This is a genomic window from Azospirillum lipoferum 4B, from assembly GCF_000283655.1.
GTDB lineage: Bacteria > Pseudomonadota > Alphaproteobacteria > Azospirillales > Azospirillaceae > Azospirillum > Azospirillum lipoferum_C.
Window position 1 is genome coordinate 2,166,424 of record NC_016622.1, and the last position, 23,622, is coordinate 2,190,045.

General features: G+C 69.2%; 24 protein-coding genes. 21 read left to right on the forward strand and 3 right to left on the reverse strand.

Features of this window, described 5'->3' with window-relative positions:
• From AZOLI_RS09995 to AZOLI_RS10005, 3 genes are read right to left on the reverse strand one after another with little or no spacing between them, the layout of a single operon-like run.
• Nucleotides 1–933 (reverse strand): ABC transporter ATP-binding protein, encoded by a 933-nt coding sequence (locus AZOLI_RS09995; protein WP_014248506.1) that lies wholly within the window; start codon nt 931–933, stop codon nt 1–3.
• Nucleotides 930–1,928, reverse strand: a complete 999-nt coding sequence (locus tag AZOLI_RS10000) for an HlyD family secretion protein (protein WP_014248507.1) — start codon at nt 1,926–1,928, stop codon at nt 930–932. The genes AZOLI_RS09995 and AZOLI_RS10000 overlap by 4 nt, the downstream gene beginning before the upstream one ends.
• On the reverse strand, nt 1,925–2,596 hold the full coding sequence (locus AZOLI_RS10005; protein WP_014248508.1) for a TetR/AcrR family transcriptional regulator: 672 nt from the start codon (nt 2,594–2,596) through the stop codon (nt 1,925–1,927). Before AZOLI_RS10005 ends, AZOLI_RS10000 begins: the two co-directional genes overlap by 4 nt.
• Nucleotides 2,597–2,963: 367 nt before the next feature.
• On the opposite strand from AZOLI_RS10005, the gene nifA reads away from it, so the two are divergent.
• The 21 genes from nifA (at nt 2,964) to AZOLI_RS10110 (ending at nt 23,504) form a co-directional block, all read left to right on the forward strand.
• A complete protein-coding gene (gene nifA, locus AZOLI_RS10010) occupies nt 2,964–4,862 on the forward strand; it encodes a nif-specific transcriptional activator NifA (RefSeq protein ID WP_014248509.1) in 1,899 nt (632 codons plus the stop codon).
• A 135-nt stretch (nt 4,863–4,997) separates the two neighbouring features.
• The gene (locus AZOLI_RS10015) at nt 4,998–5,894 is read left to right on the forward strand and encodes an adenylate/guanylate cyclase domain-containing protein (RefSeq protein ID WP_244442467.1); all 897 of its coding nucleotides are present in this window, start codon (nt 4,998–5,000) and stop codon (nt 5,892–5,894) included.
• A gap of 184 nt (nt 5,895–6,078) precedes the next feature.
• The gene (gene nifB, locus AZOLI_RS10020) at nt 6,079–7,644 is read left to right on the forward strand and encodes a nitrogenase cofactor biosynthesis protein NifB (protein ID WP_162488052.1); all 1,566 of its coding nucleotides are present in this window, start codon (nt 6,079–6,081) and stop codon (nt 7,642–7,644) included.
• A 54-nt stretch (nt 7,645–7,698) separates the two neighbouring features.
• Nucleotides 7,699–7,890 (forward strand): 4Fe-4S dicluster domain-containing protein, encoded by a 192-nt coding sequence (locus AZOLI_RS10025; protein WP_014248512.1) that lies wholly within the window; start codon nt 7,699–7,701, stop codon nt 7,888–7,890.
• A 179-nt stretch (nt 7,891–8,069) separates the two neighbouring features.
• Nucleotides 8,070–8,585: a hypothetical protein gene (locus AZOLI_RS10030; protein ID WP_014248513.1), complete on the forward strand. Its 516-nt coding sequence runs from the start codon at nt 8,070–8,072 to the stop codon at nt 8,583–8,585.
• Nucleotides 8,582–9,394, forward strand: a complete 813-nt coding sequence (locus tag AZOLI_RS10035) for a 4Fe4S-binding leucine-rich repeat protein (RefSeq protein ID WP_014248514.1) — start codon at nt 8,582–8,584, stop codon at nt 9,392–9,394. Before AZOLI_RS10030 ends, AZOLI_RS10035 begins: the two co-directional genes overlap by 4 nt.
• A 29-nt stretch (nt 9,395–9,423) precedes the next feature.
• A complete protein-coding gene (locus AZOLI_RS10040) occupies nt 9,424–9,750 on the forward strand; it encodes a nitrogen fixation protein NifZ (RefSeq protein WP_014248515.1) in 327 nt (108 codons plus the stop codon).
• Nucleotides 9,751–9,782: 32 nt separating this feature from the next.
• Nucleotides 9,783–10,088, forward strand: a complete 306-nt coding sequence (locus AZOLI_RS10045) for a nitrogen fixation protein NifZ (RefSeq protein ID WP_014248516.1) — start codon at nt 9,783–9,785, stop codon at nt 10,086–10,088.
• 14 nt (nt 10,089–10,102) lie between these two features.
• Complete coding sequence (locus AZOLI_RS10050; protein WP_044550736.1) at nt 10,103–11,254, forward strand: cysteine desulfurase family protein; 1,152 nt, start codon at nt 10,103–10,105, stop codon at nt 11,252–11,254.
• Between the two features lie 40 nt (nt 11,255–11,294).
• On the forward strand, nt 11,295–11,504 hold the full coding sequence (gene nifT / locus AZOLI_RS10055; protein ID WP_014248518.1) for a putative nitrogen fixation protein NifT: 210 nt from the start codon (nt 11,295–11,297) through the stop codon (nt 11,502–11,504).
• Between the two features lie 5 nt (nt 11,505–11,509).
• On the forward strand, nt 11,510–11,794 hold the full coding sequence (locus tag AZOLI_RS10060; protein ID WP_014248519.1) for a hypothetical protein: 285 nt from the start codon (nt 11,510–11,512) through the stop codon (nt 11,792–11,794).
• Nucleotides 11,795–13,024: a DegT/DnrJ/EryC1/StrS family aminotransferase gene (locus tag AZOLI_RS10065; protein WP_014248520.1), complete on the forward strand. Its 1,230-nt coding sequence runs from the start codon at nt 11,795–11,797 to the stop codon at nt 13,022–13,024.
• A 23-nt stretch (nt 13,025–13,047) separates the two neighbouring features.
• Nucleotides 13,048–13,935, forward strand: coding sequence for an SIR2 family NAD-dependent protein deacylase (locus AZOLI_RS10070; protein WP_014248521.1), 888 nt, complete (start codon nt 13,048–13,050; stop codon nt 13,933–13,935).
• 253 nt (nt 13,936–14,188) lie between these two features.
• Nucleotides 14,189–15,232 carry a lipid A deacylase LpxR family protein gene (locus AZOLI_RS10075; RefSeq protein ID WP_014248522.1) on the forward strand — a complete coding sequence of 348 codons (1,044 nt, stop codon included), beginning with the start codon at nt 14,189–14,191 and terminating at the stop codon, nt 15,230–15,232.
• Between the two features lie 83 nt (nt 15,233–15,315).
• A complete protein-coding gene (locus AZOLI_RS10080) occupies nt 15,316–15,882 on the forward strand; it encodes a septation protein A (RefSeq protein WP_014248523.1) in 567 nt (188 codons plus the stop codon).
• A gap of 119 nt (nt 15,883–16,001) precedes the next feature.
• Nucleotides 16,002–16,334 carry a twin-arginine translocase TatA/TatE family subunit gene (locus tag AZOLI_RS33770; RefSeq protein ID WP_014248524.1) on the forward strand — a complete coding sequence of 111 codons (333 nt, stop codon included), beginning with the start codon at nt 16,002–16,004 and terminating at the stop codon, nt 16,332–16,334.
• A gap of 197 nt (nt 16,335–16,531) precedes the next feature.
• The gene (locus AZOLI_RS10090) at nt 16,532–17,638 is read left to right on the forward strand and encodes an SPOR domain-containing protein (protein ID WP_244442468.1); all 1,107 of its coding nucleotides are present in this window, start codon (nt 16,532–16,534) and stop codon (nt 17,636–17,638) included.
• Nucleotides 17,639–17,905: 267 nt separating this feature from the next.
• On the forward strand, nt 17,906–18,304 hold the full coding sequence (locus AZOLI_RS10095) for a response regulator transcription factor (protein ID WP_014248526.1): 399 nt from the start codon (nt 17,906–17,908) through the stop codon (nt 18,302–18,304).
• 20 nt (nt 18,305–18,324) lie between these two features.
• Nucleotides 18,325–20,505: a 3'-5' exonuclease gene (locus AZOLI_RS10100; RefSeq protein ID WP_014248527.1), complete on the forward strand. Its 2,181-nt coding sequence runs from the start codon at nt 18,325–18,327 to the stop codon at nt 20,503–20,505.
• Complete coding sequence (locus AZOLI_RS10105; protein ID WP_014248528.1) at nt 20,502–20,717, forward strand: hypothetical protein; 216 nt, start codon at nt 20,502–20,504, stop codon at nt 20,715–20,717. The genes AZOLI_RS10100 and AZOLI_RS10105 overlap by 4 nt, the downstream gene beginning before the upstream one ends.
• Nucleotides 20,718–20,726: 9 nt before the next feature.
• Nucleotides 20,727–23,504: a sensor histidine kinase gene (locus tag AZOLI_RS10110; protein ID WP_014248529.1), complete on the forward strand. Its 2,778-nt coding sequence runs from the start codon at nt 20,727–20,729 to the stop codon at nt 23,502–23,504.
• Nucleotides 23,505–23,622 lie beyond the last annotated feature (118 nt).

Here is a 23,622-nt window from a genome sequence, read left to right on the forward strand (position 1 = left end):
TCAGCGGAAGTTGTCGGTGCTGCGGTTCATCAGGTGGATGAAGACGTCTTCCAGCGTCGGGTCCGTCGCGGTGATCCGCAGTTCCCGCCGTCCGCCCCAGGGGGCGAGCGCCCGGTCGAGGGCGACCGGATCGGTGCCGCTGACATGCAGGCGGCTACCGAAGACCGCCACCATTTCCACCCCCGGCTGGCCTTCCAGCGTCGCGGCGATCCGGTGCAGGCCTTCGCCGGCGACCAGACGGGTGTGCAGGCCCGAATCGGCGATGACCTGCTCCACCGTGCCATGGGCCATCATCGTGCCGTAGGCGATGTAGGCGATGCGGTGGCAGCGCTCCGCCTCGTCCATGTAATGGGTGCTGACCAGCACGGTCAGTCCTTCGCCGGCCAGCCGGTGGATCTCGTCCCAGAACTCCCGCCGCGCCTTGGGATCGACGCCGGCTGTCGGCTCGTCGAGAAGCAGAAGCTTCGGCTCGTGCAGGATGCAGGCGGCCAGCGCGAGGCGCTGTTTCCAGCCCCCCGACAATTCGCCGGCCAGCTGCGTGCGGCGGTTGGACAGTCCCAGCCGGTCCAGCGCCTCGGCCACCCGCCGCCGCCGGTCGGGCAGGCCATACATGCGGGCGACGAAATCCAGATTCTCGGCGATGCTCAGATCCTCCCAGAAGCTGAACTTCTGGGTCATGTAGCCGACCTGCCGCTTGATCTCCGCACTCTGCCGCCGGATGTCGAGGCCGAGGCAGGTCCCCTCCCCCGCATCGGCGGTCAGCAGCCCGCACAACAGGCGGATCGTCGTGGTCTTGCCCGACCCGTTGGGACCGAGAAAGCCATAGATCTCGCCGGTCTCCACCCGGATCGACACATCGTCGACCACGGTCTTGCTGCCGAACCGCTTCACCAGCCCGCGCACGTCGATGGCGGGAGGAGCATCCGCCGTCATTGCGGCCTTCCCACCGGCCCGACATCCATGGGCCGGACATCCGCGGGCCAGACATCGACAGGCAGCCCCGGATTCAGCGGCCGGCCCGGCATCGCCTCCACCCGGAAGACCAGCTTTTCGCGGCTGCCGACGCTGTAGATCACCGGCGGGGTATATTCCGCCTGCGAGGCGATGCGCGTGACCCGCGCCGACAGGCCGGGCGGGCAGCCGTCGCAGCGCACCGACAGCACCGTACCCGGCGCCACCGCCGCCATGGCGGGTTCCGGAACGAACAGCACCAGCTTCACCCGCTCCGGCGGCAGCAGCGACACCACCGGGGAACCCGCCGGCACCCATTCGCCGGGGTTGTAGAGCGTGTCCTCCACCAGGGCCGCGACCGGCGCGGCGGGCGCCAGATCGGCCAGCCGCCGCTCCGCCTGGACCAGCGCCGCTTCGGCCTGGGACACCGCCTCGTCGGCGGCGCGCAGCTGCTCGGGCCGCGCGGGCAACGCCGCGACCGCCAGCTGCGCCTCGGCCTCCGCCAACTGGCCGCGGTCGCGGTCATAGGCGGCGCGCGCCTGATCGAGCTTGTCGGGCGAGGTGACCTTGCGGGCGACCAGTTCCTGCTGGCGGGCCAGTTCGGCGGAGGAATAGCGCAGGGCCGCCTCCGCCCGTGCCTTCTGTGCGGTCAGCACCGCCACCTCCTGCGGCCGCTTGCCGGTGGCGAGGTCGGCACGCTGAGCCCGCGCCTGGGCCAGTACCGCGGCCAGCCGGTCGCGCTCCGCATTGGCCGTGGCCCTGTCGATGGCAAACAGCGGCGCCCCTGCCGCCACCTGCGCGCCGCGGACCACCGACAGGCTTTCCAGGGTTCCGGCGCTGGGGGCGGCAATGCGTAGATACTCCCCCTCGACATAGCCGTTGGCGAGCGGCGGCGGCCCGCCGGCACCGAAGGGAAGCCCGAGCGCCAGCGCGAAGGCCGCCAGCCCATCCGCGAGACCGGCCAGGATACCGCTCATGGCGTCGTCTCCCCCGCATCGCGCAGCAGCACCCAGCGCAGATTGCAGATATGCGTCTCCACCAGTGCCGGCACGTCCAGCGGCGCTTCGCCGTCCAGCCCGTCGAAGGAGGTCCGCCAGACAGCGCTCATCAGCAGCGGAGCGACGATCAGGCGGACGGTTGAATCGACGGCCACCGGTCGGAACTCCCCGCTCGCGATCCCCCGCTGCAGCAGGGAGGCCAGCACGCCGAAACCGCGGCGGATCACCTCGCGATGGTAGAAAGCTGCAAGATCCGGAAAATTGCCCGCCTCGGCGATCACCAGCCGCGGGATGGTGGCGGCACGCGTGGTCGCGACCAGATGCGCCACCATGCGCAGCAGCCGCTCCAGCACCGGAAAGCTCGGCCCTGCGGCGGCGGCGGCCAGGGCTTCGGCCTGCTCCAGATTGGGCAGTATGGCGGCGCGGATCACCGCCTTGAACAGCTCGTCCTTGCTGGGGAAATAGAGATAGAGCGTGCCCTTGCTGACGCCGGCGCGTGCCGCCACCTCCTCCAGCCTCGCGGCGGCGAAGCCGCGTTCGGCGAAGACATCCATCGCCGCGGCGACGATCTCCTGCGGGCGGGCATCCTTGCGGCGGCGCCAGCGCGGCGGGGCTTCCGGTTCGGAACGGGAAACGCGGTCGGGCATGGCGCAGCCATCTTCATAACTGACCAGTCAGTAATTAACATGAAATCGCCTTGCCACCAATGGCTAAGCCCGTTGTGCAGCGCAACAGAATCTATGCAAAAGGTCTTGCCTTTCGGCGAGTAGTCACGGACACTTTCCACCGGCTGGCAGCGTGCGAACAGGCCGCGGCCAAGCCCGGTCCGGCGAGCGGGCATCAAGAATCGGGCATCGAGAAATCAGGGCACGAACAGCGCGGCCGGACCAACGGCCGCCGCGGTTTTCCGGAGGGACGGATCAAGGCGCTGACGCCAGGACCCGCTGCTTTGAGATGGCCGGATCATTCCATCCGGCGCGTGGCCGGGTCCCAAGCCGAGCGAGGGGATCGATCATGCCGAGTGCTGCCCAGTCCGCGTCATCTTCCAGCCTCGAGCTGCTGACGATCTATGAGGTCAGCAAGATCCTCGGGTCGTCGCTGGATTTGGAACAGACCCTGCGCGAAGTGCTGCGCGCCTTGTCCTACCAGCTGCAGATGCACCGTGGCCGCGTCTACCTCCAGGGGGAGGACAATGCGCTGCGTCTGGTCGCGGCACTGGGGCTGCCGAAGGATTCGACGGCGCAGGAGATCGACTACAGCCAGGGCGAAGGCATCAGCGGCCGCATCCTGAAGACCGGCATGCCGGCCGTCGTCCCCAATCTGGCCGAGGAGCCGCTGTTCAACAACCGCTCCGGCGGGCGCGACGACCTGGACGAACAGGTGGCGTCGCTGGTCGGGGTCCCGATCAAGGCGGCCGGCACCGTCGTCGGCGTGCTGACCATCGACCGCATTTCCGACGACGGCCCCAGCGGCCATTTCGGCTCCGACGTCCGTTTCCTGACCATGGTCGCCAACCTGATCGGCCAGACCGTGCGCCTGCACCGGACGGTGGCGGAGGAGCGGCGCTTCATGATGCGCGAGACCTTCCGCGTCCAGAAGGAACTGCGGCCGGTGGTGGCGCCGGTCAACGACGTGGTCTGCACCAGCCCCAACATGGTCGACGTGCTGGCCCAGGTGCACCGGGTGGCGCCCTTCAAGTCCACCGTGCTGATCCGCGGCGAGAGCGGCACCGGCAAGGAGCTGATCGCGCGGGCCATCCACAACCTGTCGCCGCGCAAGGATGCCCCCTTCATCCGCGTCAACTGCGCCGCCCTGCCGGAATCGCTGCTGGAGTCGGAACTGTTCGGCCACGAGAAGGGATCCTTCACCGGCGCCCAGAAGGACCACAAGGGCCGGTTCGAACTGGCCTCGGGCGGCACGCTGTTCCTGGACGAGATCGGCGACATCTCCTCCAACTTCCAGGCCAAGCTGCTGCGCGTGCTGCAGGAGCAGGAGTTCGAGCGGGTCGGCGGGTCGAAGACGATCAAGACCGACGTCCGCCTGATCTGCGCCACCAACCTGAACCTGGAGGAGGCGGTCGGCCACGGCAAGTTCCGCGCCGATCTGTATTTCCGCATCAATGTGGTGACGATCCACCTGCCGCCGCTGCGCGAACGGCGCGGCGACATCGCCATGCTGGCCAAGCATTTCGTCGCCAAATTCGCCCGCGACAATGGTCTGGCCCTGGACATCGACCGTGACGCGCTGGAGGTTCTGAACCGCTGCACCTGGCCCGGCAACGTGCGCGAGCTGGAGAACTGCATCGAGCGCGCGGCGACCCAATGCCGCAACGGCACCATTCGCGTGCCCGACCTGTCCTGCAGCATGAATCTCTGCAATTCGTCGGTGCTGTTCCAGTACCGCACCATGGGGGCGGCGGTCGGCGGGCTGGCCCCGTCGATGAGCGGCACCCCGATAAACCCGTCAGGCGCCAACCCGGCTTTGGGACGCCCGCAGCAGCCGCCCATCGCCGGCATGCCTCCTGCGGTGCCGGCACCGGCACCGGCGAACGGGGCGGCGAATGGGGTGTCGAACGGAACACAATGGCCGGCTTGCGCGTCGGGCTGTTCCGCCGGTCCGGCGCCGGTCTGCGGCGCGTCAAAGCCGCTGCCGCCGACCGCCATCGCTCCCCTGCCCGCTCCCCAGCCGGCCGCCGCCGCCCCCGCGGTTCCCTCCGCCCCGGCGCCGCAGCCCGCCGACACCCCCGACCTGCCGCTGGACGAGCCGGAGTCGGGTCCCCTGCGCGACCGTCTGGTGTGGGCGATGGAACGCACCGGCTGGGTGCAGGCCAAGGCCGCCCGCCTGCTGGGCATGACCACCCGCCAAGTCAGCTACGCGCTCCGCAAATACAACATCGAAATCAAGAGGTTCTAAGGCGGTCGGCTGACGGATGCCGCAACCGGAACCCTGCGGGGTGCGACCACTGCCGTCGCGCTCCGCCGCGGTTTCATGCTACCCTGCCGCGCCTTCGGTTCGATGGCATCTTTCCGATCGAACGGATCTCCGGTCTTGCCCTCGCTTGAGAAGCCCCTCGCCCTGATGTTCGTCGACATCGCGGACAGCACGATGTTGTACGAGCGCATCGGCAACGCCACCGCCGCGGCTCTGACGCAGCGGGTGCTGGCCCACCTGCGCCAGCTGGTCGAGGAACACAAGGGCGGGGTGATCAAGAGCCTGGGCGATGGGCTGCTGGCCGCCTTCCCGGCCTGCGACGACAGCATCCGCGCCGCCTGCGCCATGATCGACAGTCAGGACCGCTTTGGCCTGCGGCTGCGCGTCGGCATCCATCACGGCGCGGTGATCGAAGGGGTGGGCGACCTGTACGGCGACGCCTGCAACGTCGCCGCGCGGGTGCAGCAGATCGCGCGCCAGGGCGAAATCCTGGTCACCCAGGCATTGGTGGACGGCCTGTCGCCCAACCTGCGCGAGCGGACCAAACCGCTGAGCAACGTTGCCATGAAGGGCAAGACCGCACCGGTCCGCGTCCATCGGGTCCGCAGCGCCGACGACGCCGACGACGCCGTGGAAAGCACCACGCTCGGCTTCTCGATGGTGACGGAGGCCGGCGATGCCATGGTGACGCTGCATCTGTCCTACCGCGGACAGGACATCACGATGAGCCGCGCGCTGCCCCGCGTCACCATCGGGCGGGAGGACAGCAGCGGCCTGCGCATCGCCTCGCGCCAGACCTCGCGCCAGCATGCGGTGATCGACTTCACCCGCGAGAGCTTCCTGCTGACCGACCATTCCACCAACGGCACCTTCATCCGCAGCGGCGGGTCGCCGCCGCTGGTGCTGCGCCGCGATTCGACCAAGCTGGTCGGCAGCGGCCTGATCGGCTTCGGGGCGGAGGCGCTGGACGAGAGCCAGGACCATGTCGTCGCCTTCCGCGGCGAACTGGCCTGACCGCTTTGTCGGCACCCCGACAAAGCCCCCTGCCGGTCCCGCCATTGTCGCAATGACGACAGCGTCCGCGATGCCGACAAATCTCTATAAGCCTTTGTAAACGCTTCATTTCTGCCTCTGGCCCCGAACTTGCTTTTCTCCACTTCATCCAACGGTGTCGTCCGGCACGGCAGGGAAGGAGTGGATGATGGGCAACGTGGTTTCGCTCGACAGCATCTTCGGGCTGGGAGAACTGGCTCCGCCCTTGACGATGCCGGCAGCGCCAGAGGCGGCGTCCGGCTGTTCGTCGTCGTCCTGCGGCTCATCCGATGGTCCGGCCGACATGGACCCGGCGGTGTGGGAGAAGGTGAAGAACCACCCCTGCTATTCGGAAGAGGCGCATCACTATTTCGCCCGCATGCATGTCGCGGTCGCCCCGGCCTGCAACATCCAGTGCAATTACTGCAACCGCAAATACGATTGCTCGAACGAGAGCCGGCCGGGCGTGGTCTCCGAAAAGCTGACCCCCGATCAGGCGCTCAAGAAGATCCTCGCCGTCGCCCAGGAAATCCCGCAGTTGTCGGTGATCGGCATCGCCGGCCCCGGCGACAGTCTGGCGGCCAACGGCAAGAACACCTTCGCCACCTTCGAGATGCTGCAGAAGAAGGCGCCGGACCTGAAGCTGTGCCTGTCCACCAACGGCCTGGCCCTGCCCGAGCATGTGGACACCATCGCGCAATACAACATCGACCACGTCACCATCACCATCAACATGGTCGATCCGGAGATCGGCGCGCAGATCTACCCGTGGATCTTCTACAAGCACAAGCGCTGGACCGGGCTCGACGCCGCGAAAATTCTCCATGAGCAGCAGATGCTGGGGCTGGAGATGCTGACCTCGCGCGGCATCCTGGTGAAGGTGAACTCCGTCATGATCCCGGGGATCAACGACGAGCACCTGCTGGAGGTGAACAAGGCGGTGAAGAGCCGCGGCGCCTTCCTGCACAACATCATGCCGCTGATCTCCGACCCCGCCCACGGGACGTATTTCGGTCTGAACGGCCAGCGCGGCCCCACCGCGCAGGAGCTGAAGGTGGTGCAGGACGCCTGCGAGGGCGGGGCCAAGCTGATGCGCCATTGCCGCCAGTGCCGCGCCGATGCGGTCGGCCTGCTGGGCGAGGATCGCGGCGAGGAGTTCACCGCCGACAAGATCGAGGCGATGGGCGCCATCGACTATGACGACGAGGCCCGCCGCAGCTACCGCGAGCATGTCGAGGCCGAACGCGCTGGCCGCCATGCCTCTAAGGCGGCGGCGCAGGCCGATGTCCGCGACAGCGTCGGCACCACGGCCGATCCGATCCTGATCGCCGTCGCCACCAAGGGCGGCGAGCGCATCAACGAGCATTTCGGCCACGCCAAGGAATTCCAGATCTACGAGGTCGGCCCCAACGGCGCAAAGTTCGTCGGCCATCGCCGCGTCGACCAGTATTGCGAAGGCGGTTCCGGCGACGTCGACACGCTGGACGGCGTGCTGGCCGCCATCAACGACTGCACCGCGGTGTTCGTCGCCAAGATCGGCGGCTGCCCGTCCAAGTCGCTGGCCCAGGCCGGGATCGAGCCGGTCGACCGCTTCGCCTTCGACTACATCGAGGAATCGGCGCTGGCCTATTTCAAGGACTATGCCGAGCGGCTCGGCCAGGGCGTCGTCCAGTCCCGCGCCGGCCAGGATGCGGTGATCCGCACCGGGGCGCTGACCGCGCGGCGCGCCTGACCTCCCGTTCCCCTTCCCCCTTCCACAGCCATCCCATCACCGAAGGAGAGAGCCATGGCCTACAAGATCAAGTCCGCCGAATGCACCGTCTGCGGCGCCTGCGAGGCCGAGTGCCCGAACATCGCCATCAGCCTGAAGAAGGGCACCTACGTCATCGACCCGGCCAAATGCACCGAATGCCAGGGCCAGTTCGACAGCCCGCAATGCGCCGCCGTCTGCCCGGCCGACTGCTGCGTCCCGGCGTGAGTTGAGCCCCCTCTCCCGCCCCGGGAGAGGGAGGGACCCGCCGAAGGCGGGAGGGTGAGGGGCACGGTGGACATGGATTCTCGATCCTTGGATCACCCCCACCCTTCCCATGCTCCGCATGGGTCCCTTCCCTCTCCCGGGGCGGGAGAGGGACCTGAGGAAACCAGGAGCACCGCGCCATGCTGGACGAGGTGGATGAGGACTGGCTCGCCCGCCGCTACTACGGCGGGGATCTTCCGCCCGAGGCGGAACGCTGCCTGCATCTGGCCGCCGCCAGCTATGCCGACAGCGAGGCGGCGCTCGCCCATCTCGCCCGCGCGGCGGAGGTTGCCCCCGGTCATCGCCTCGTCGATCTCGGCCATTACAAGTTCCACTTCTACAAGGCGAACCTCGACCGGGCGCTGGTCTATGGCGAGCGCATGATCGGCCACGCCATGGCCGCGCTCGGCGTCAACCATGCCGACTGGCGCGCCGTCACCCCGGCCACCGCCGATTTTCGCGGGCTGGAGCCGGCTCCCCGCCTGTTCCTGTTCGCCCTGGTGGCCATCGGCTACCTGCTGCTGCGCACCGGTCGGCTCGAAGCCGGGCGGGAGGCGTTGGGCAAGGTCCGCGACCTCGACCCCGACGACCGCTTCGGCGCATCCCGCCTGATCGCCATTGCCGACCAGCATGAGCGTGAGGAGGCCGGCGCATGAGCGACGACATCCTCGAATCCCTGGATTGGCGCGGCGAGCCGGTGGACTGCACCGCCTGCACCCACAAGGAGCGCCGGCTCGACCCGGATACCGCAGCCCTTCCCGCTGGCGGCAAGCTGACCGGACACTGCCTGCTGTCGAAGGCCTGCGTGCAGGACCGCTACGCCAAGCGCATCCAGCGTTTCTTCGAGTGGAATCCGGAGCTGTCCGCCGGCCATCTCAACCATCCCTATTTCGAAGTGCGGGCGAACGCCGCGCGCTTCGCGCCGATCTTCCAGCTTCCCCGGCTGATGAACGACCCGGACGAGACGGTGCGCTCCGTCCTGGCCCGCCGGCTGCCGCGCCGCCTGCTGCTGAAGCTGCGCGACGACCCCGACTGCGAGGTGCGGATCGCCGTCGCCACCCGGCTGGAGGATGCCGACCTCGCCCCGCTGATGCGCGATCCCGACTGTTCGGTGCGGCTGCGCGTGGTGCGGCGGATCCCCGACGGCATGCTGCCGGCGATGATGCATGACGAGGACCCGGAGGTGCGGGTGGAGGTCGCCCGCCGCCTTTCCATGGATTGGCTGCCCAGCCTCGCCTGGGACGACAGCCCGCGGGTGCGGTTGGTGGTGGCGCAGCGGCTGCCGGCGTCGAAGCTGCATGTGCTGCTGCCGGATGCCGACTGGATGGTCCGCCTCGCCGTCGCCGGTCGGATCGATACCGGGCAACTCGGCCCGCTGCTCGACGACCCGGAGGAGGAGGTGCGCGCCATCGCCCGCCAACGCGCCGCCGGCCTCGCCATCGCCAACGATCTCCCGCCCCTCTAGCAGCCATCAACGGACGGAGCGCCAGCGCCATGACCGACATCGAAGCCGCCGCCCCATACCGCCGCGAGCGCGCCCGCAGCGCCGAGGATGCCAACGAGCTGGTCGGCCCGCCGGTGCTGGAACAGGGCTTCAAGGTCAAGGCGCTGCGCGACGTGCGCAACGACGGGACCTATCCCGGCCGGCCGGTCGGCGACTTCCTGATCCGCGAAGGCGATGTCGGCTACGTCATCTCCATCGGGACCTATCTGCAGATGTACTACATCTATGCCGTTGATTTTTATGAAAAACGGGTCGTCGTCGGCATGCGCGCGCGCGAGCTGGAGGTGATCGACGCCCACTGCAACGACCCGCAATGAACACTGGTCCACACCCGATAAGGAGCCTCGCGATGTCCGACGTCGAAGCCGCCGCCAAGCCCGGTTTCATCCCGCCGCGCGAACCGCTGTACGACTGGGGCCTGCGGGTCACGGTGCAGGAGGACCTGTTCAACGACGGCAGCCACCCCCAGGTGCCGGACGGCGCGCTGCTGGCGCCGAAGGGCACGCCGGGCGTGATCGTCCGCGTCGGCCGTACCGAGGAAGGCAGCCTGCCGGTCTATCTGGTGGAGTTCCCCGGCGGCACTGTCGTCGGCTGCCTGGAGGAGGAAATCGCCCCGGCCGACGGGTCGCGGCGCGGCGTGCCCGGCGTGATGTGATGGGGGGCGATGCGATGACCATCTACCTCGACAACAACGCCACCACCGCCCTGGCTGCGGAAGTGCGCGACGCAATGATGCCGCACCTGTTCGGCGAATTCGCCAACCCGTCCAGCCCCCATTCCGCCGGCATGGCCGCCCGCCGCGCGGTCAGCGAGGCCAAGGCCCAGGTCGCCGCCTTGATCGGCGCCAAGCCGGCCGATCTGGTGATGACCGGCAGCGCCACCGAGGCGACGCACGCCGCCATCCTCGGCGCGCTCCGCGTCATCGAGGAGACCGACCACCGCCGCGACCACATCGTCACCACCGCGGTGGAGCACCCGGCGACGCTGGCATTGTTCGGCGACCTGCGCCAGCGCGGCTGGCGCGTCACCATCCTGCCGGTGAACCGCGACGGCCTGCCCTCGCTGGTCGATCTCGCCGCCGTGGTGACGGAGGCGACGGCGCTGGTCTCCATGATGTGGGCCAACAACGAGACCGGCGTGCTGATGCCGGTGGAAGGTGCGTCCGCCATCGCCCATGCCCATGGCGCGCTGTTCCACAGCGACGCGGTGCAGGCGGCGGGCCGGGTGCCGGTCGATTGCGGCATCGCCGATTACCTGACGCTGTCCGCCCACAAGATGCACGGGCCGAAGGGTGTCGGCGCGCTTTATGTCCGGAAGGGCGTCCCCTTCCACGCGCTGATCCACGGCCATCAGGAGCGCCGCCGCAGGGGCGGCACGGAGAATGTGCCGGGTATCGTCGGCTTCGGCGCCGCCGCGTCGCTGGCGTCGCTCTGGCTGGACGAGGCCGACCTGATCGCCTTCCTGCGCGACCGGCTGGAACAGGGCATCCTCGCCCGCTGGCCCGGCGCGGTGGTGAACGGCGCCGGCGCCGCCCGGCTGCCCAACACCAGCAACATCCGCTTCGCCGACGGCCGTGGCCATCCGCTGGATGCGGAGGAGTTGCTGATGCGGCTCGACCGCGCCGACATCGCCGTGTCGATGGGCGCCGCCTGCTCCTCCGGCGGCAACGAGCCGAGCCATGTGCTGACCGCCATGGGACTGAGCGGCGAACAGGCCGCCGCCAGCCTGCGCTTTTCGCTGAGCCGCTACACCACCGCGGCGGAGGTGGACGCCGTCCTGTCGGAATTGCCGGCCCTGCATGCCCGGCTGGTCGCCGCTTGAGACGAAATATCAACGATAACAACAGGCTGGAGTGTCCGTGATGAAGGTGATGATCCGCAAGGCGTCCGAGCAATACACGATCTACGTCGCCAAGAAGGACCTGGAGGAACCCATCGTCGAGATGGAGAAGCCGGACCTGTGGGGCGGCTGGATCAAGGTCGCCAACGGCTGGACGCTCGACCTGCCGGAGATGCCGGCGGACACCCGCCTGCCGATCACCGTAGACGCCAAGAAACGCGGAACGGAGTGACGCCCATGGCCCTGTCTCCCGAGCGCATCGACAGCATCGCCACGCTTGCCGGCCGGCTGTTCGCCGGTGGCGGCAAACTCGACGCCGTGGTCCGCGGCGTGCGCGAGGCCAACCCGGACCTGAAGACCGTCACCGGCGCCATGGCCGCGGTGATGGCCGAGGATCCCTTCCGGGAGGAGGCGGGCTTCGACCTGCATCTGGTGGACGGCAACAACCACTGCTGGCTCATCACCGACAAGCCGGAGCTTGCCACCGGCGTCGTGATCGCCCAACGGGACGAGGACGAGTGAATGAGCGATGCCGCCGCGGTTCTGCACGAGCCTTCCCCCGCCGATGACGACCCCACCGATATTGGTGAAGTGGACGACTACATCCCGCTGACCGACCCCGACATCTCGGGCGCCGAGGTCGAGATGCTCGGCCGCCTGCTGTCCTCCGGGGCCTTGAGCGATGGGCGGATGGTGCGGGCGTTCGAGGACGCCTTCGCCGCCTATGTCGGCCGCGACCATGCGGTTGCGGTATCGAGCGGCACCATGGCCACGCTGCTGATGCTGAAGGGCTATGGCATCGGCGAGGGCGACGAGGTGCTGTGCAGCCCCTTCGGCTGGCATCAGGTGCAGCATGCGGTGGCGCTGTCCGGGGCCACGCCGGTGCTGGTCGACATCGACTATTGGCAGCACACCATCAACCCGGAAAAGGCAGCGGCCCTGGTCACGGAGAAGACCAAGGCGATCCTGGCCGCCAACGTCAACGGCCACCCTGCCCATTGGGACGAGCTGCGCGCCCTGGCCGATGCCAAGGGCCTTCTGCTGCTGGAGGATTCGAGCGAGGCCATCGGCTCCACATACAAGGGCCAGATGGTCGGCACCTTCGGCGACGCTGCGGTCTTCGATTTTTCCGAACCCGGCATCCTGCTGGCCGGCGAGGGCGGCATGATCGTCACCGACGACCGCGATCTCGCCCACCGGCTGCGCTACATGCGCCAGCGCGAGACCGAGCACCGCAACACCGTGGTCATCACCCGCACCCTGCCTTGGCAGGCGGGGATGAGCGACCTGAATGCCGCGCTGGCCCTGGTGCAGTTGAAGCGCCTGCCGGAGATCCTGACCCGCCGCAATCTGGTCATCGCCTATTACGACGCGGCGATGGCGAGCTTCGAGGGGATCAAGCCGCCCTATCGTGGGCCGGGGGCCGAGGTGGTCAACCCGATGGTCTATTGCGTCCATCTCGGCACCCGCTTCACCGCGTCCGGGCGCCGGTCGATCATCGAGGATCTGGACACCCACGACATCGACGCCAGCGACTTCGGCCAGCCGCTGCACACCCAGCAATACTACATCGAAGCGCTGGGCGAGGATCGGGCCGGCCGCGGCGCCTGCCCGGTCTGCACCAAGACGGCCGACCGCGTGCTCGCCCTGCCGCTGCACCGCAAGATCACCCGCGATCAGGTCGCCTTCATCGTGGAAACGCTGAAGGACGCCAGCGTCAACACCGGCGCCGGCGCCGCGATCTATCTGTGAAGACCCGAAGGGAAGAGGCATCCATGACCGTCACCACGCTTGCAACCGATTCCGACTCCGTCACGGTTCCGGACGCCGCGGCGGCGCTGGCCGACATCGCCGCCGCGCTGGCGGCGAGGCAGGTGGTGCCCTATCTCGGCCCCGGCGCCTTCGCCCTGCTGCCGCCCGACCGGTGCCCGATCCCGCGCAATTCGGCGGAGCTGGTGCAGCGCCTGAACGCCAAGGTCGCCGCCCCCGGCCGCATCCGCTCCAACCTGACCGCCGTCGCCCAGTTCATCGAGACGCGCAAGCACCGCAAGACGCTGGAGACCATCCTCAACGAGATCTTCCGCCAGACGGTGCCGGCGACTCCGGTGCATGGCCTGCTGGCGGCGGTCCCGGCCCCGCCGCTGGTGGTCGATGTCTGGTATGACAATGTCCTGGACAGCCTGCTGAGCGCCGCGGCCGACCGGACCTGGGGCCAGATCCAGGGGGTGTCGCACCCGCAGTCGACCGGCGAATGGGTGCGCTACTACGCCCCCGACGGCACGGAGACGACGGCGGAGGCGGCGATCGGCTGGGACACTGTGCTCTACAAGCCGTCGGGTGCGGTGACGCCGGCCGGCAACTATCTGATCTCCGACAGCGACTATGTCGAGATCCTGACGGAGATCGACATCCAGACGCCGATTCCCGCAGTGGTGAAGGACCGTCGCGCTGGCCGCCATTTCCTGTTCCTGGGCTGCCGCTTCGACCACGAGATCCAGCGCACCTTCGCCCGGCAGATCTCCAAGCGCTCCTCCGACAGCCATTGGGCGGTGATTCCCGGCGAGTTGTCGAAGAACGAGGCGCGCTTCCTGGCGCTGCACGGGATCAAGCGGATCGACATGACGCTGGAGGACGCGGTGGAGGCGCTGAGAGCGGGGGTGTGAGGGCTTTGTTGGGGAGGTGTCGGCTGGCGAATGCCCCCTCCCTAGCCCTCCCCCGCTAACGCGGGAGAGGGGACTGCCGTCGCTTTGGCAGTTACATTACGCGAACAAGCGTCCTACCCCCTCTCCCGCAAAGCGGGGGAGGGATGGGGAGGGGGCAATAGCCAGAACACCCCTACCCCCAAAGAAGCGGCACCGCATCGCAACACACTCCCCCTCCATCCGTTACCCTGCGAAACGGATGGAGCGTGCCGGAATGGCGACGAACAGCGGCCTCACCTTGTCTGCAGCAATCGCGGCCCTGCTGCTGACCGCATCGACGGCCGACGCCCAGGAAACCACCCCGCCGCCGGGCGATGCGCCCGCGGCCTCCGGCCCGGCCATCGGTTTCTGGATCGACAACGACCTGTTCGGCGGCGGGACCGACCGCTACTACTCGAACGGATTCCAGTTCTATTACTTCTCCGGCGCGCGGCCGACCTACGGCAGCATCGACTGGCTGGCCAACCTCGTGCCCTGGATCGAGCCGGGCGGGGTGCGCCGCTACGGTTTCGCCTTCGGCCAGAACATCTATACGCCGAGCAACCTCAAGGTCCGCAATCCGGACCCCAGCGACCGGCCCTATGCCGGCTGGCTCTATGGCCGGGTGTCGGTGCTGAACGAGGCGCCGACGGCGGTGGACCGCATCGATCTCGACCTCGGCATGGTCGGACCGTCCTCGCTGGCGGAGCAGACGCAGAAGACGGTCCACAAGATCGTCGGCGGCGCCACCTACCCGGAGGGCTGGAACTACCAACTGCGCGACGAGCCGGGCGTGGTGCTGAGCTATGAGCATGTCTGGCGCAGCGAGAAGCCGAACAGTCTGGGGCCGCTGGAATGGGATTTCAGCCCCCATGTCGCCGGCAGCCTGGGCAATGTGCTGACCTTCGCCGCGGTGGGGAGCACGGTCCGGCTGGGCGGCAACATGCCGCCGCCGGTCGGCGCCCTGGCGACCCGCCCCACCTCCAGCATCCCCTACCAGGACTCCCCCTATTCTGAGCGGCCGGGGCGCTTTTCCTGGTACGTCTATGCCAGCGCCGAGGGGCGGGCCATCGCGCGCAACATCTTCCTGGACGGCAACAGCTTCCGGGAAAGCCGGTCCGTCGACAAGCATCCCTTCGTCGGCAGCGTGCAGGCCGGGCTGACGCTGCGCTACGGCCGCTATGGCCTGACCTATGCCCAGACCCTGCAGACGCCGGAGTTCCGCGGGCAGAAGTCGCTGACCAATTACGGCTCGCTCCGGCTGTCGGCGCAGTTCTGAGCGGCCGGCATCATCCGTCCGAATGCCCCGCCCGCCACCATTCGCCCCTTTCACGGGCGGCCGGTTCGGGCTATGTCAGGGGAATGAACCAGTTCGCACGCCTGGCGATCGAGGCCGGTCCGCTGGCCGCCTTCTTCGTCGCCAATTCCCAGGCCGGCATCATGACCGGCACCGCTGTCTTCATGGTCGCCATCAGCATCGCGGTCGCGGTGTCATGGCGGCTGGAACGCCGCATCCCGATCATGCCGGTGGTCGGCGCAGGCTTCGTGCTGCTGTTCGGCGGCCTGACCCTGTGGCTGCAGGACGACCTGTTCATCAAGATCAAGCCGACCCTGGTCAACCTGCTGTTCGCCACGGTGCTGTTCGTCGCCCATGCGATGCGCCGCAACGTGATGAAGCGGCTGCTGGGCACCGTGCTGAACCTGTCGGACGACGGGTGGCGCACGCTGAGCATCCGCTGGGCCTGGTTCTTCCTGGTCCTGGCTGTGTTGAACGAGGTGGTGTGGCGGAACTTCTCCACCGACATGTGGGTGAACTTCAAGGTGTTCGGCATCATGCCGCTGACCCTGGTCTTCAGCGCCTTCCAGGCACCGCTGATCATGCGCCACCAACTGCCGGACGAGCCGGCGGAAAGCGGACCGGCCGCCTGAGGGCGCCGCCTTTATCGGGTTCCTTCGGCGCACGCCTCTTGTGCGGCGCGGAAGGGGCACTCACATTGGTGGCGACCGCGACGTCGTCCGCTTCGACCGATTTGCAGAGGTATTGATCGATGGGCAGTTTCAGCATCTGGCACTGGTTGATCGTTCTGGTCATCGTGCTTCTCCTGTTCGGCGCCGGCAAGCTGCCCAACGTGATGGGCGACATCGCCAAGGGCGTGAAGGCCTTCAAGTCCGGCCTGAAGGACGAGGAGGACGAGACGCAGCCCGCTCCCGCCCAGACCGCTTCCCAGGCCCCGCCCGCCGCGATCAACCCGGCGCCCGTCCAGCCTGCCGCCCAGCAGCCGGTCACGCAGGCTCCGGTGCCCCCGGCTGCTTCCCAGTCAACTTCCCCGGCCGCCACCCAGCCGCACCCGGTCGATCCGGCCAAGCCGCATCAGGGCTGACCGGCAAACCAGGACGGCAGCCCCTTCTTTTGCATCGCCCGTCCGCCGGGCGCGGCCGCTTGGCGGTTTGATGGGGCGGCAAAATACGATAAAGAGAAGGGGCTTTCCGCAGTCGGTCCGTTTTCCGCGGAGCGGCCGGCGGAAGGCCCCTCCTTGTTTCCAGCCGGCCCGCCATGACGGGCAAGCGCAGGTCGACCGTGACGCTCAAGCCACCGCCCCGGCAGGCTCCCACCCTGTCGACACCGACGTTCAAGGACGAGATGAAAGCAAACGGCAAACCTTCCGATACTCCGCCGCCGGAGAATGAGGACATCGCCAAGCTGCTTCGTGCCTTGAACGAGGATCTGCACGCGGATCAGCAGGACGAGGTCGAGGACGACGAGGAAGAGCCGGCAAGCCGTGGCCTGCCGCTGGGCAAGATCGCGCTTGCCCTGCTGGCGGCGGGCGGCATCGCCGTCGGCGTCGTCTATTTCGGATCGGGCGATCCGGAGCCGGTGACGACGGCGGCCAACGGCTCCTCGCCAATGGTGCCGGCCCCGGCCATCACCCGTGCGCCCCAAAACGCGACGCCGTCCAATCCGGCGCCGTCCGGCGCAGCGACCAACGGCGCGCCGGCCGCGGCCGTCACACCGCCGGCACCGACGCCCCCCACCCAGGCGGCCCCGGCGACGCCGATGGCTCCGCCGGCCGTGTCCGCCGCACCGCCGCCGCCGGTCGCCGCCCTGCCCGCCAGCCCGCCGCCGGTGCTGAAGGTGCCGGAACCGCCGCCCGTCCCGGCCACGGCGCCCGCCGCAGCACCCAAGCCGCGCGCTTCGGTCCCGGCCGAACCCGCTCCGCCGCCGGTTGCCCAGAAGCCGGAAGCTGGGGAGCCCGCCGATACCGGCTCCCTCCAGGCGATGCTGGCCCCGCCGAAGGAGGCTGCCAAGCGTCCGCCCGCCGGCGCAGCCCCCGCCGCGACTCCGGCTGCACCGCCGGCTCCGCCGGCCACGGCATCGGCTCCCCCGTCCGCCAATGGCGAAGCGAAGCCCCCGGCCAAGGCCGCCACGCCGCCGGCTTCCGCGCCGGCCGGGCGCTACACCGTGCAGGTCGGCACCTTCTCGGTGACGGCGAATGCCGATTCGCTGGCGCAGCGTCTGCAGGGCGGCGGCTTCCAGGCCTATACGGTGGATTGGACCGACAGCTCCAACCGGTCCTGGCGGGCGGTGCGCGTCGGCGGATTCGCCGATCAGACCGCGGCAAGGCGCGAGGCGGAACAGTTGAAAACGAAGATGGGGCTCAACCCGGTCGTGATCACCGCCCGCTGATCCCCCGCCGGACCGGTGGAGGCACGGCGCCGGTCCTTTCCCTGCGACAACGTGTCATGCAAGCGATGGCCCGGCGGCGACATTTGGTCGCGGCCGGGCTTTTTCTTGCGCCGTTTACCCCCGTTCTTTGGTCGGGGGAGCGGGGAGTGCCGCTTGATCCCCGCTAGTCTTTGCTCGTACCATGGACATTCCAGGGCACGAATGCATTGCCCAGGCCACAAATTTGGGAAGCCGGCAGCAGACCGGCGCACCGGAGGACGCCCCGCCATGAAGCCGACCATCCTGGTCGTCGACGACGAACCCAGCATCGTCCTGTCGCTCCAGGTCCTCATGCAGCGCGCCGGGTTCGACGTGCGCATCGCCCGCGACGGGGACGAGGCGCTGCGCTCGGTGGAGGACTATACCCCCGACCTGATCCTGCTCGACGCCATGATGCCCAAGCGCGACGGCTTCGACGTCTGCCAGACCCTGCGGACCAACCCGGCCTGGAAATCCCTGCCCATCATCATGCTGACGGCGCGCAGCCGCGACGTCGAACGGCAGAAGGGGCTGGCGCTGGGCGCCACCGACTACATCACCAAACCCTTCTCCACCCGCGACCTGCTGACCACCGTCCGCCGCCATCTGGGCCTGCCGGCCACCGGCAGGGTGGAGCCGGCGCCGTGACAGCCCCCAAGACAGCAACCGTGACCGCCCCGACGGCCGCTTCCGCGCCGCCCCGGCGGATGGTGCCGCTGGCCTTCCGTGCCGCCGGCCTGGGTCTGGTGGGACTGTCGGTCGGGCTGGCGATGGCGGTGCGCGGGTCGGACGCGGCGGATCCGCTGCTGACCTATGCCGTGGTGATGACGGCGGCCTGCGCGGCGGCGGTTTGGGGGTTGTGGCTGGCGGTCGACCGTTACCTGTTGCGCGCCGCGGAAACGCTGGGCCGGGAGGCCGGGTTGATCGCCCACGGCAATGCGGAGGGTGCGGTCGGCGGCCGGGTGCCGCTGGCGCGCTACGGCGACCTGCAGCCGATCGCCCGCGCGGTCAACGACCTGTCGGACAAGCTGGCCCAGGTCCGCCGCGACATCGCCCGCACCGTCGCGGAGTCGACCGCCAAGGCGGAGGAGCAGAAGACCCAGCTCGCCGCCGTGCTGCGCGACCTGCATGAAGGCGTCCTGGTCTGCAACACCCGGCACCAGATCCTGCTCTACAACCAGACCGCCCTCGACATCCTGCACCTGACGGGGGAGCTGGGGCTGGGCCGCTCCATGCTGCATTTCGTGGTGGCGGAGCCGCTGACCCACACGCTGGAACGGCTGTCCTTGCGCGTGCGCGAAGGCCGGCACGTCAACCACGAGCACGGCACCACCGCACAGTTCGTCGGCGCCACCACCGACGGCCGCATCCTGCTGGAAGGCCGCATGAGCGCGATCCTGCAGGACCCGGAACCGGGATCGGACGAGCCGCCGGTCATCACCGGTTATGTGCTGACCCTGTCCGACGCCACCAGCGAGCTTGCGGCGCTGGGCCAGCGCGACGCCCTGCTGCGCGAGGCGACGGAGGGGTTCCGCGCGCCGATCGCCAACCTGCGCGCCGCGGTGGAGACCCTGTATGACGCGCCGGACCTCGGCCCCGTCGACCGGGCGGCCTTCGAAAGCTCGATGCTGGACTCCTGCGACAGCCTGTCCCGCCGGCTGGAGCAGGTGAGTGCCGCCTACCGCAGCGTCGTCACCGGCAGCTGGCCGATGAGCGACATCCACTCCAACAACCTGATCAATCTCGTGGCCCACCGGGTCGGGACCGAATCCCCCACCACGGTCACGCTGACCGGCCTGCCGCAATGGGTGCATGGCGACAGCCACGGCCTGGTCCTGCTATTCGCCTATCTGATCGAAAAGGTGCATGGCCTGACCGGCGCCACCGCCTTCGACCTGGAAGCCGCCGGGCCGCAGGACGGCGACCGCTGGGTCTATCTGGATCTGGTGTGGGAAGGGCCGGCGGTGCCCAGCGCCACGCTGGACAGCTGGCTGGACCAGACCCTGCCGGGCGGGCTGGGGGGACTCAGCGCCGGCGACGTGCTGCAGCATCACCGCAGCACCGCCTGGAGCGAGCCGCTGCCAACCTCCGACGGGTCGGCCGGCCGGGCGCGGCTGCGCGTGCCGCTGCCGCCGGCGCAGTCGCCCCGCTCCGCCCATCCCCGGCCACGGGCCGGCGCCCGGCCGGAGTTCTTCGATTTCGGGCTGCTGCACCAGCCGCTGGCAACCAGCGAGCTTGGCCGTACGCCGCTGGACCGGCTGCATTACGTGGTGTTCGACACCGAAACCACCGGCCTGTCGCCCAGCACGGGCGACGAGATCATCCAGATCGCCGCCGTCCGCGTCGTCGGCGGGCGCATCCTGACGGGGGAGACCTTCAACACGCTGGTCGACCCGAAGCGGCCGATCCCGCCGGAGTCGGTCCCCTTCCACGGCATCACCGACGGCATGGTGGCCGGCAAGCCGACCATCGACGCCGTGCTGCCGCAGTTCCGCGGCTTCGTCTCCGGCGCGGTGATGGTGGCGCACAATGCCGCCTTCGACCTGAAATTCCTGAAGATGAAGGAACGGGCGGCGGGGGTGGCCTTCGACTGCCCGGTGCTGGACACCATGCTGCTGTCGCGGATGCTGCTGGGCAATGACGGCGACCACACGCTGGACGGCATCGCCGAGCGGCTGGGCATCGAGGTGGTCGACCGCCACACCGCGCTGGGCGACAGCCTGGTCACCGCCGCGGTGTTCCTGCGGATGATCGAGATGCTGCGCGAACGCGACGTGCGGACGCTGGACGACGCCATCCGCGGCGCCAACATCCTGGTCGAACTCGCCGCAAGGGAACGCGCCTTTTGAGCGCGCCGGACCGCGACGAACAGCGCGCCCCCCGCCGCCGCGAGCGCATGGCCGGGCTGTTCCTGCTGGCCGCCGTGCTGTTCAGCCCGCCGCTGCTCGGCCTGTTCGGGGTGGAGGGCACGATTCTCGGGGTGCCGGCCCTCTATGCAGGGGTCTTCGGCGTGTGGGCGGCGGTGATCCTGCTGGCGGCGCTCGCCGGCCGGACCCGATAGGGGGGCCGCATGGAGGTCGGGCTCGATTGGGGCACGGTCCTGGTCGCGGCGCTGGCCTACCTGTCCGCCCTGTTCGCCATCGCCCATTGGGCCGACCGGCGGGAAGCGGCGGGGCGCAGTATCATCGCCTCGCCCACCGTCTTCGCCCTGTCCTTGGCGGTCTATTGCACGACCTGGACATTCTACGGCTCGGTCGGGCGGGCGGCGACGCTGGGGATCGGCTTCCTGCCGGTCTATCTCGGCCCCACCCTGCTGATGCTGCTGGCCCCGCTGGTCCTGCGCAAGATCCTGCGCATCGCCAAGGCGCAGCGCATCACCTCCATCGCCGATTTCCTGGCCAGCCGCTATGGCCACAGCCCCCTGCTGGGCGGGCTGGTGGCGCTGACCGCCACCGTCGGCGTCACCCCTTACATCGCCCTACAGCTGAAAGCGGTCGCCGTCAGCTTCGACGCGCTGACCGGCGGCGGGCTGGAGACGGCCCCGGCCCCCATCCTCGACCAGGGATTCCTGATCGCCGCGGTGATGGCGCTGTTCGCCATCGTCTTCGGCGCCCGCCAGATCGACGCGGCGGAGCATCACCCCGGCATGGTCGCTGCCATCGCACTCGAATCGCTGGTGAAGCTGATCGCCTTCCTGGCCGTGGGAATCTTCGTGGTCTGGGGCCTGCACGGCGGGCTGGACAGCCTGTTCACCGCTGCCGCCTCCCGCCCCGACCTCGCCCGGCTGTTCGGCGGCGACATTGCGCTGGAAGGGGCGGCATCCGGGGTCTGGGTCACCACCACCATCCTGTCGGCGGCGGCGATGCTGTGCCTGCCGCGCCAGTTCCAGGTGATGGTCATCGAATCGGTGGACGAACGCCAGCTGGACCGCGCCGTCTGGCTGTTCCCGCTCTATCTGCTGCTGATCAACCTGTTCGTCCTGCCGGTGGCGCTGTCGGGGCTGCTGACCTTCGGCGGGCGGGTGGACCCCGACCTGTTCGTGGTCGCCCTGCCCCTGCATGGCGGGGCGGAGTGGCTGGCCCTGCTGGCCTTCCTCGGCGGATTGTCGGCCGCAGCGGGGATGATCGTGGTGGAGACGGTGGCGCTGTCCACCATGCTGTGCAACGACCTTGTGGTGCCCATCCTGCTGCGCTTCCGGCCGGCGGCGCTGGCGCGCTCGACCGATCCGGCGCCGCTGCTGCTGATGGTCCGGCGGGTCGCCATCGTCGCGATCCTGCTGTTCGGCTACGGCTATTACCGGCTGGCGGGATCGGCCTATGCGCTGGTGTCGATCGGGTTGATCTCCTTCGCGGCGGTGGCACAGTTCGCCCCGGCCCTGATCGGCGGGCTCTACTGGCGCGGGGCGACCCGGCGCGGCGCCATCGCCGGGGTGGCGGCGGGCACGCTGGTCTGGGCCTACACGCTGCTGCTGCCCAGCTTCGCGCGGTCGGGCTGGCTGCCCGCCAGCTTCATCGCCGACGGGCCGTGGAGCATCGCGGCGCTGCGGCCCTATGCGCTGTTCGGGCTGGAGGGCTGGGACCCGCTGGCCCATGCCCTGTTCTGGAGCGCGCTTGCCAACATCGGCGCCTATGTCGGGCTGTCGCTGTTCGACCGTCCCGACGCGGCGGAGCGGGCGCAGGCCGCCGCCTTCGTCGATGTGTTCGAACCGACGTCCGCCGCCAGTCCGCAGACCTCGCCGGCGGACTGGCGCAGTGCCGCCAGCGTCGGCGATCTCGCCCGCGTGGTCGCCCGCTTCCTCGGACCGCAGCGCGCCGAACAGGCCTTCGCCGGTGCCGACCCGGACGAGCCGGCGGGACCGGAGCGGCTGCGGCTGGCCGAACGGCTGCTGGCCGGCGCCATCGGCGGGGCGTCGGCGCGGGTGGCGCTCGCCTCCTCCGTCTCGGCGGGGGCGGTGGAGGCGGCGGAGCTTCTGCGCATGCTGGACGAGACCAGCGACGTCATCGCCCACAGCCGCCAGCTGGAACTGAAGACGGCGGAACTGGAGCGCGCCACCGACGCACTGCGCGCCGCCAACGAAAGGCTGACCGAGCTGGACCGGCTGAAGGACGATTTCCTGTCCACCGTGACGCATGAACTGCGCACGCCGCTGACCTCGATTCGCGCGCTGAGCGAGATCCTGCACGACGATCCGGAGCTGGAGGCGGACCAGCGGCAGGAATTCCTGGCCGTCATCATCAAGGAGAGCGAGCGGCTGACCCGCCTGATCAACCAGGTGCTCGACATGGCGAAGATCGAGGCCGGCGCGCTCGACTGGCGGATCGAGGCCATCGATCCGGCCGCCCTGCTGACCCAGGCGGTCGCGGCGACGGAGGCGCTGTTCCTGGAACGCGGCATCGCCCTGTCGGTGGATATCCCCGGCGACCTGCCGCCGGTGCGCGGCGACGAGGACCGGGTGATCCAGGTGGTGGTGAACCTGTTGTCCAACGCCGCGAAGTTCACGCCGTCCGGCGGCCGGACCCGGCTGGAGGCCCGGCCGGAAGGGGGAATGCTGCGTGTCACAGTGACCGACAGCGGCCCGGGCGTGGCACCGAAAGACCGCAAGCTGGTGTTCGAGCGTTTCCGTCAGGCCGGCGACACGCTGATCGGCAAGCCGGCCGGCACCGGCCTGGGACTTGCCATCGCCAGCCGCATCGTCGGGCATCTCGGCGGCCGGATCGGGGTGGAGGACGCCCCCGCCGGTCTGGACGCCGATTCGGGCAAGGGGGCCGCCTTCTGGTTCACCCTTCCGCTTGCCGGGACGCCTGCCGATGCGGCCTCGGAAGCACTGCCGCGGAGTTCCGCCGACTGATCGGCCATGGCCCGTTCACAACCGTCTGGCCGCCATGCAATCCCGTGTTATCCTGCCTGCCGACCGCGCACGATAATCAAGTGGGGATTTCCGTCTTGCGGCCCGATCCGGATTTGCG

Excerpts from the sequence above, each read along its gene's own strand:
- nifA (WP_014248509.1), top strand. The coding sequence starts at position 2,964 with ATGCCGAGTGCTGCCCAGTCCGCGTCATCTTCCAGCCTCGAGCTGCTG.
- AZOLI_RS33770 (WP_014248524.1), top strand. The coding sequence starts at position 16,002 with ATGGGCAGTTTCAGCATCTGGCACTGGTTGATCGTTCTGGTCATCGTG.
- AZOLI_RS10000 (WP_014248507.1), bottom strand. The coding sequence starts at position 1,928 with ATGAGCGGTATCCTGGCCGGTCTCGCGGATGGGCTGGCGGCCTTCGCG.
- AZOLI_RS10035 (WP_014248514.1), top strand. The coding sequence starts at position 8,582 with ATGAGCGACGACATCCTCGAATCCCTGGATTGGCGCGGCGAGCCGGTG.
- nifT (WP_014248518.1), top strand. The coding sequence starts at position 11,295 with ATGAAGGTGATGATCCGCAAGGCGTCCGAGCAATACACGATCTACGTC.
- AZOLI_RS10080 (WP_014248523.1), top strand. The coding sequence starts at position 15,316 with ATGAACCAGTTCGCACGCCTGGCGATCGAGGCCGGTCCGCTGGCCGCC.
- AZOLI_RS10025 (WP_014248512.1), top strand. The coding sequence starts at position 7,699 with ATGGCCTACAAGATCAAGTCCGCCGAATGCACCGTCTGCGGCGCCTGC.
- AZOLI_RS10075 (WP_014248522.1), top strand. The coding sequence starts at position 14,189 with ATGGCGACGAACAGCGGCCTCACCTTGTCTGCAGCAATCGCGGCCCTG.
- AZOLI_RS10110 (WP_014248529.1), top strand. The coding sequence starts at position 20,727 with ATGGAGGTCGGGCTCGATTGGGGCACGGTCCTGGTCGCGGCGCTGGCC.
- AZOLI_RS10030 (WP_014248513.1), top strand. The coding sequence starts at position 8,070 with ATGCTGGACGAGGTGGATGAGGACTGGCTCGCCCGCCGCTACTACGGC.
- nifB (WP_162488052.1), top strand. The coding sequence starts at position 6,079 with ATGATGGGCAACGTGGTTTCGCTCGACAGCATCTTCGGGCTGGGAGAA.
- AZOLI_RS10060 (WP_014248519.1), top strand. The coding sequence starts at position 11,510 with ATGGCCCTGTCTCCCGAGCGCATCGACAGCATCGCCACGCTTGCCGGC.
- AZOLI_RS10095 (WP_014248526.1), top strand. The coding sequence starts at position 17,906 with ATGAAGCCGACCATCCTGGTCGTCGACGACGAACCCAGCATCGTCCTG.
- AZOLI_RS10005 (WP_014248508.1), bottom strand. The coding sequence starts at position 2,596 with ATGCCCGACCGCGTTTCCCGTTCCGAACCGGAAGCCCCGCCGCGCTGG.
- AZOLI_RS10045 (WP_014248516.1), top strand. The coding sequence starts at position 9,783 with ATGTCCGACGTCGAAGCCGCCGCCAAGCCCGGTTTCATCCCGCCGCGC.
- AZOLI_RS10070 (WP_014248521.1), top strand. The coding sequence starts at position 13,048 with ATGACCGTCACCACGCTTGCAACCGATTCCGACTCCGTCACGGTTCCG.
- AZOLI_RS10050 (WP_044550736.1), top strand. The coding sequence starts at position 10,103 with ATGACCATCTACCTCGACAACAACGCCACCACCGCCCTGGCTGCGGAA.
- AZOLI_RS10040 (WP_014248515.1), top strand. The coding sequence starts at position 9,424 with ATGACCGACATCGAAGCCGCCGCCCCATACCGCCGCGAGCGCGCCCGC.
- AZOLI_RS09995 (WP_014248506.1), bottom strand. The coding sequence starts at position 933 with ATGACGGCGGATGCTCCTCCCGCCATCGACGTGCGCGGGCTGGTGAAG.
- AZOLI_RS10065 (WP_014248520.1), top strand. The coding sequence starts at position 11,795 with ATGAGCGATGCCGCCGCGGTTCTGCACGAGCCTTCCCCCGCCGATGAC.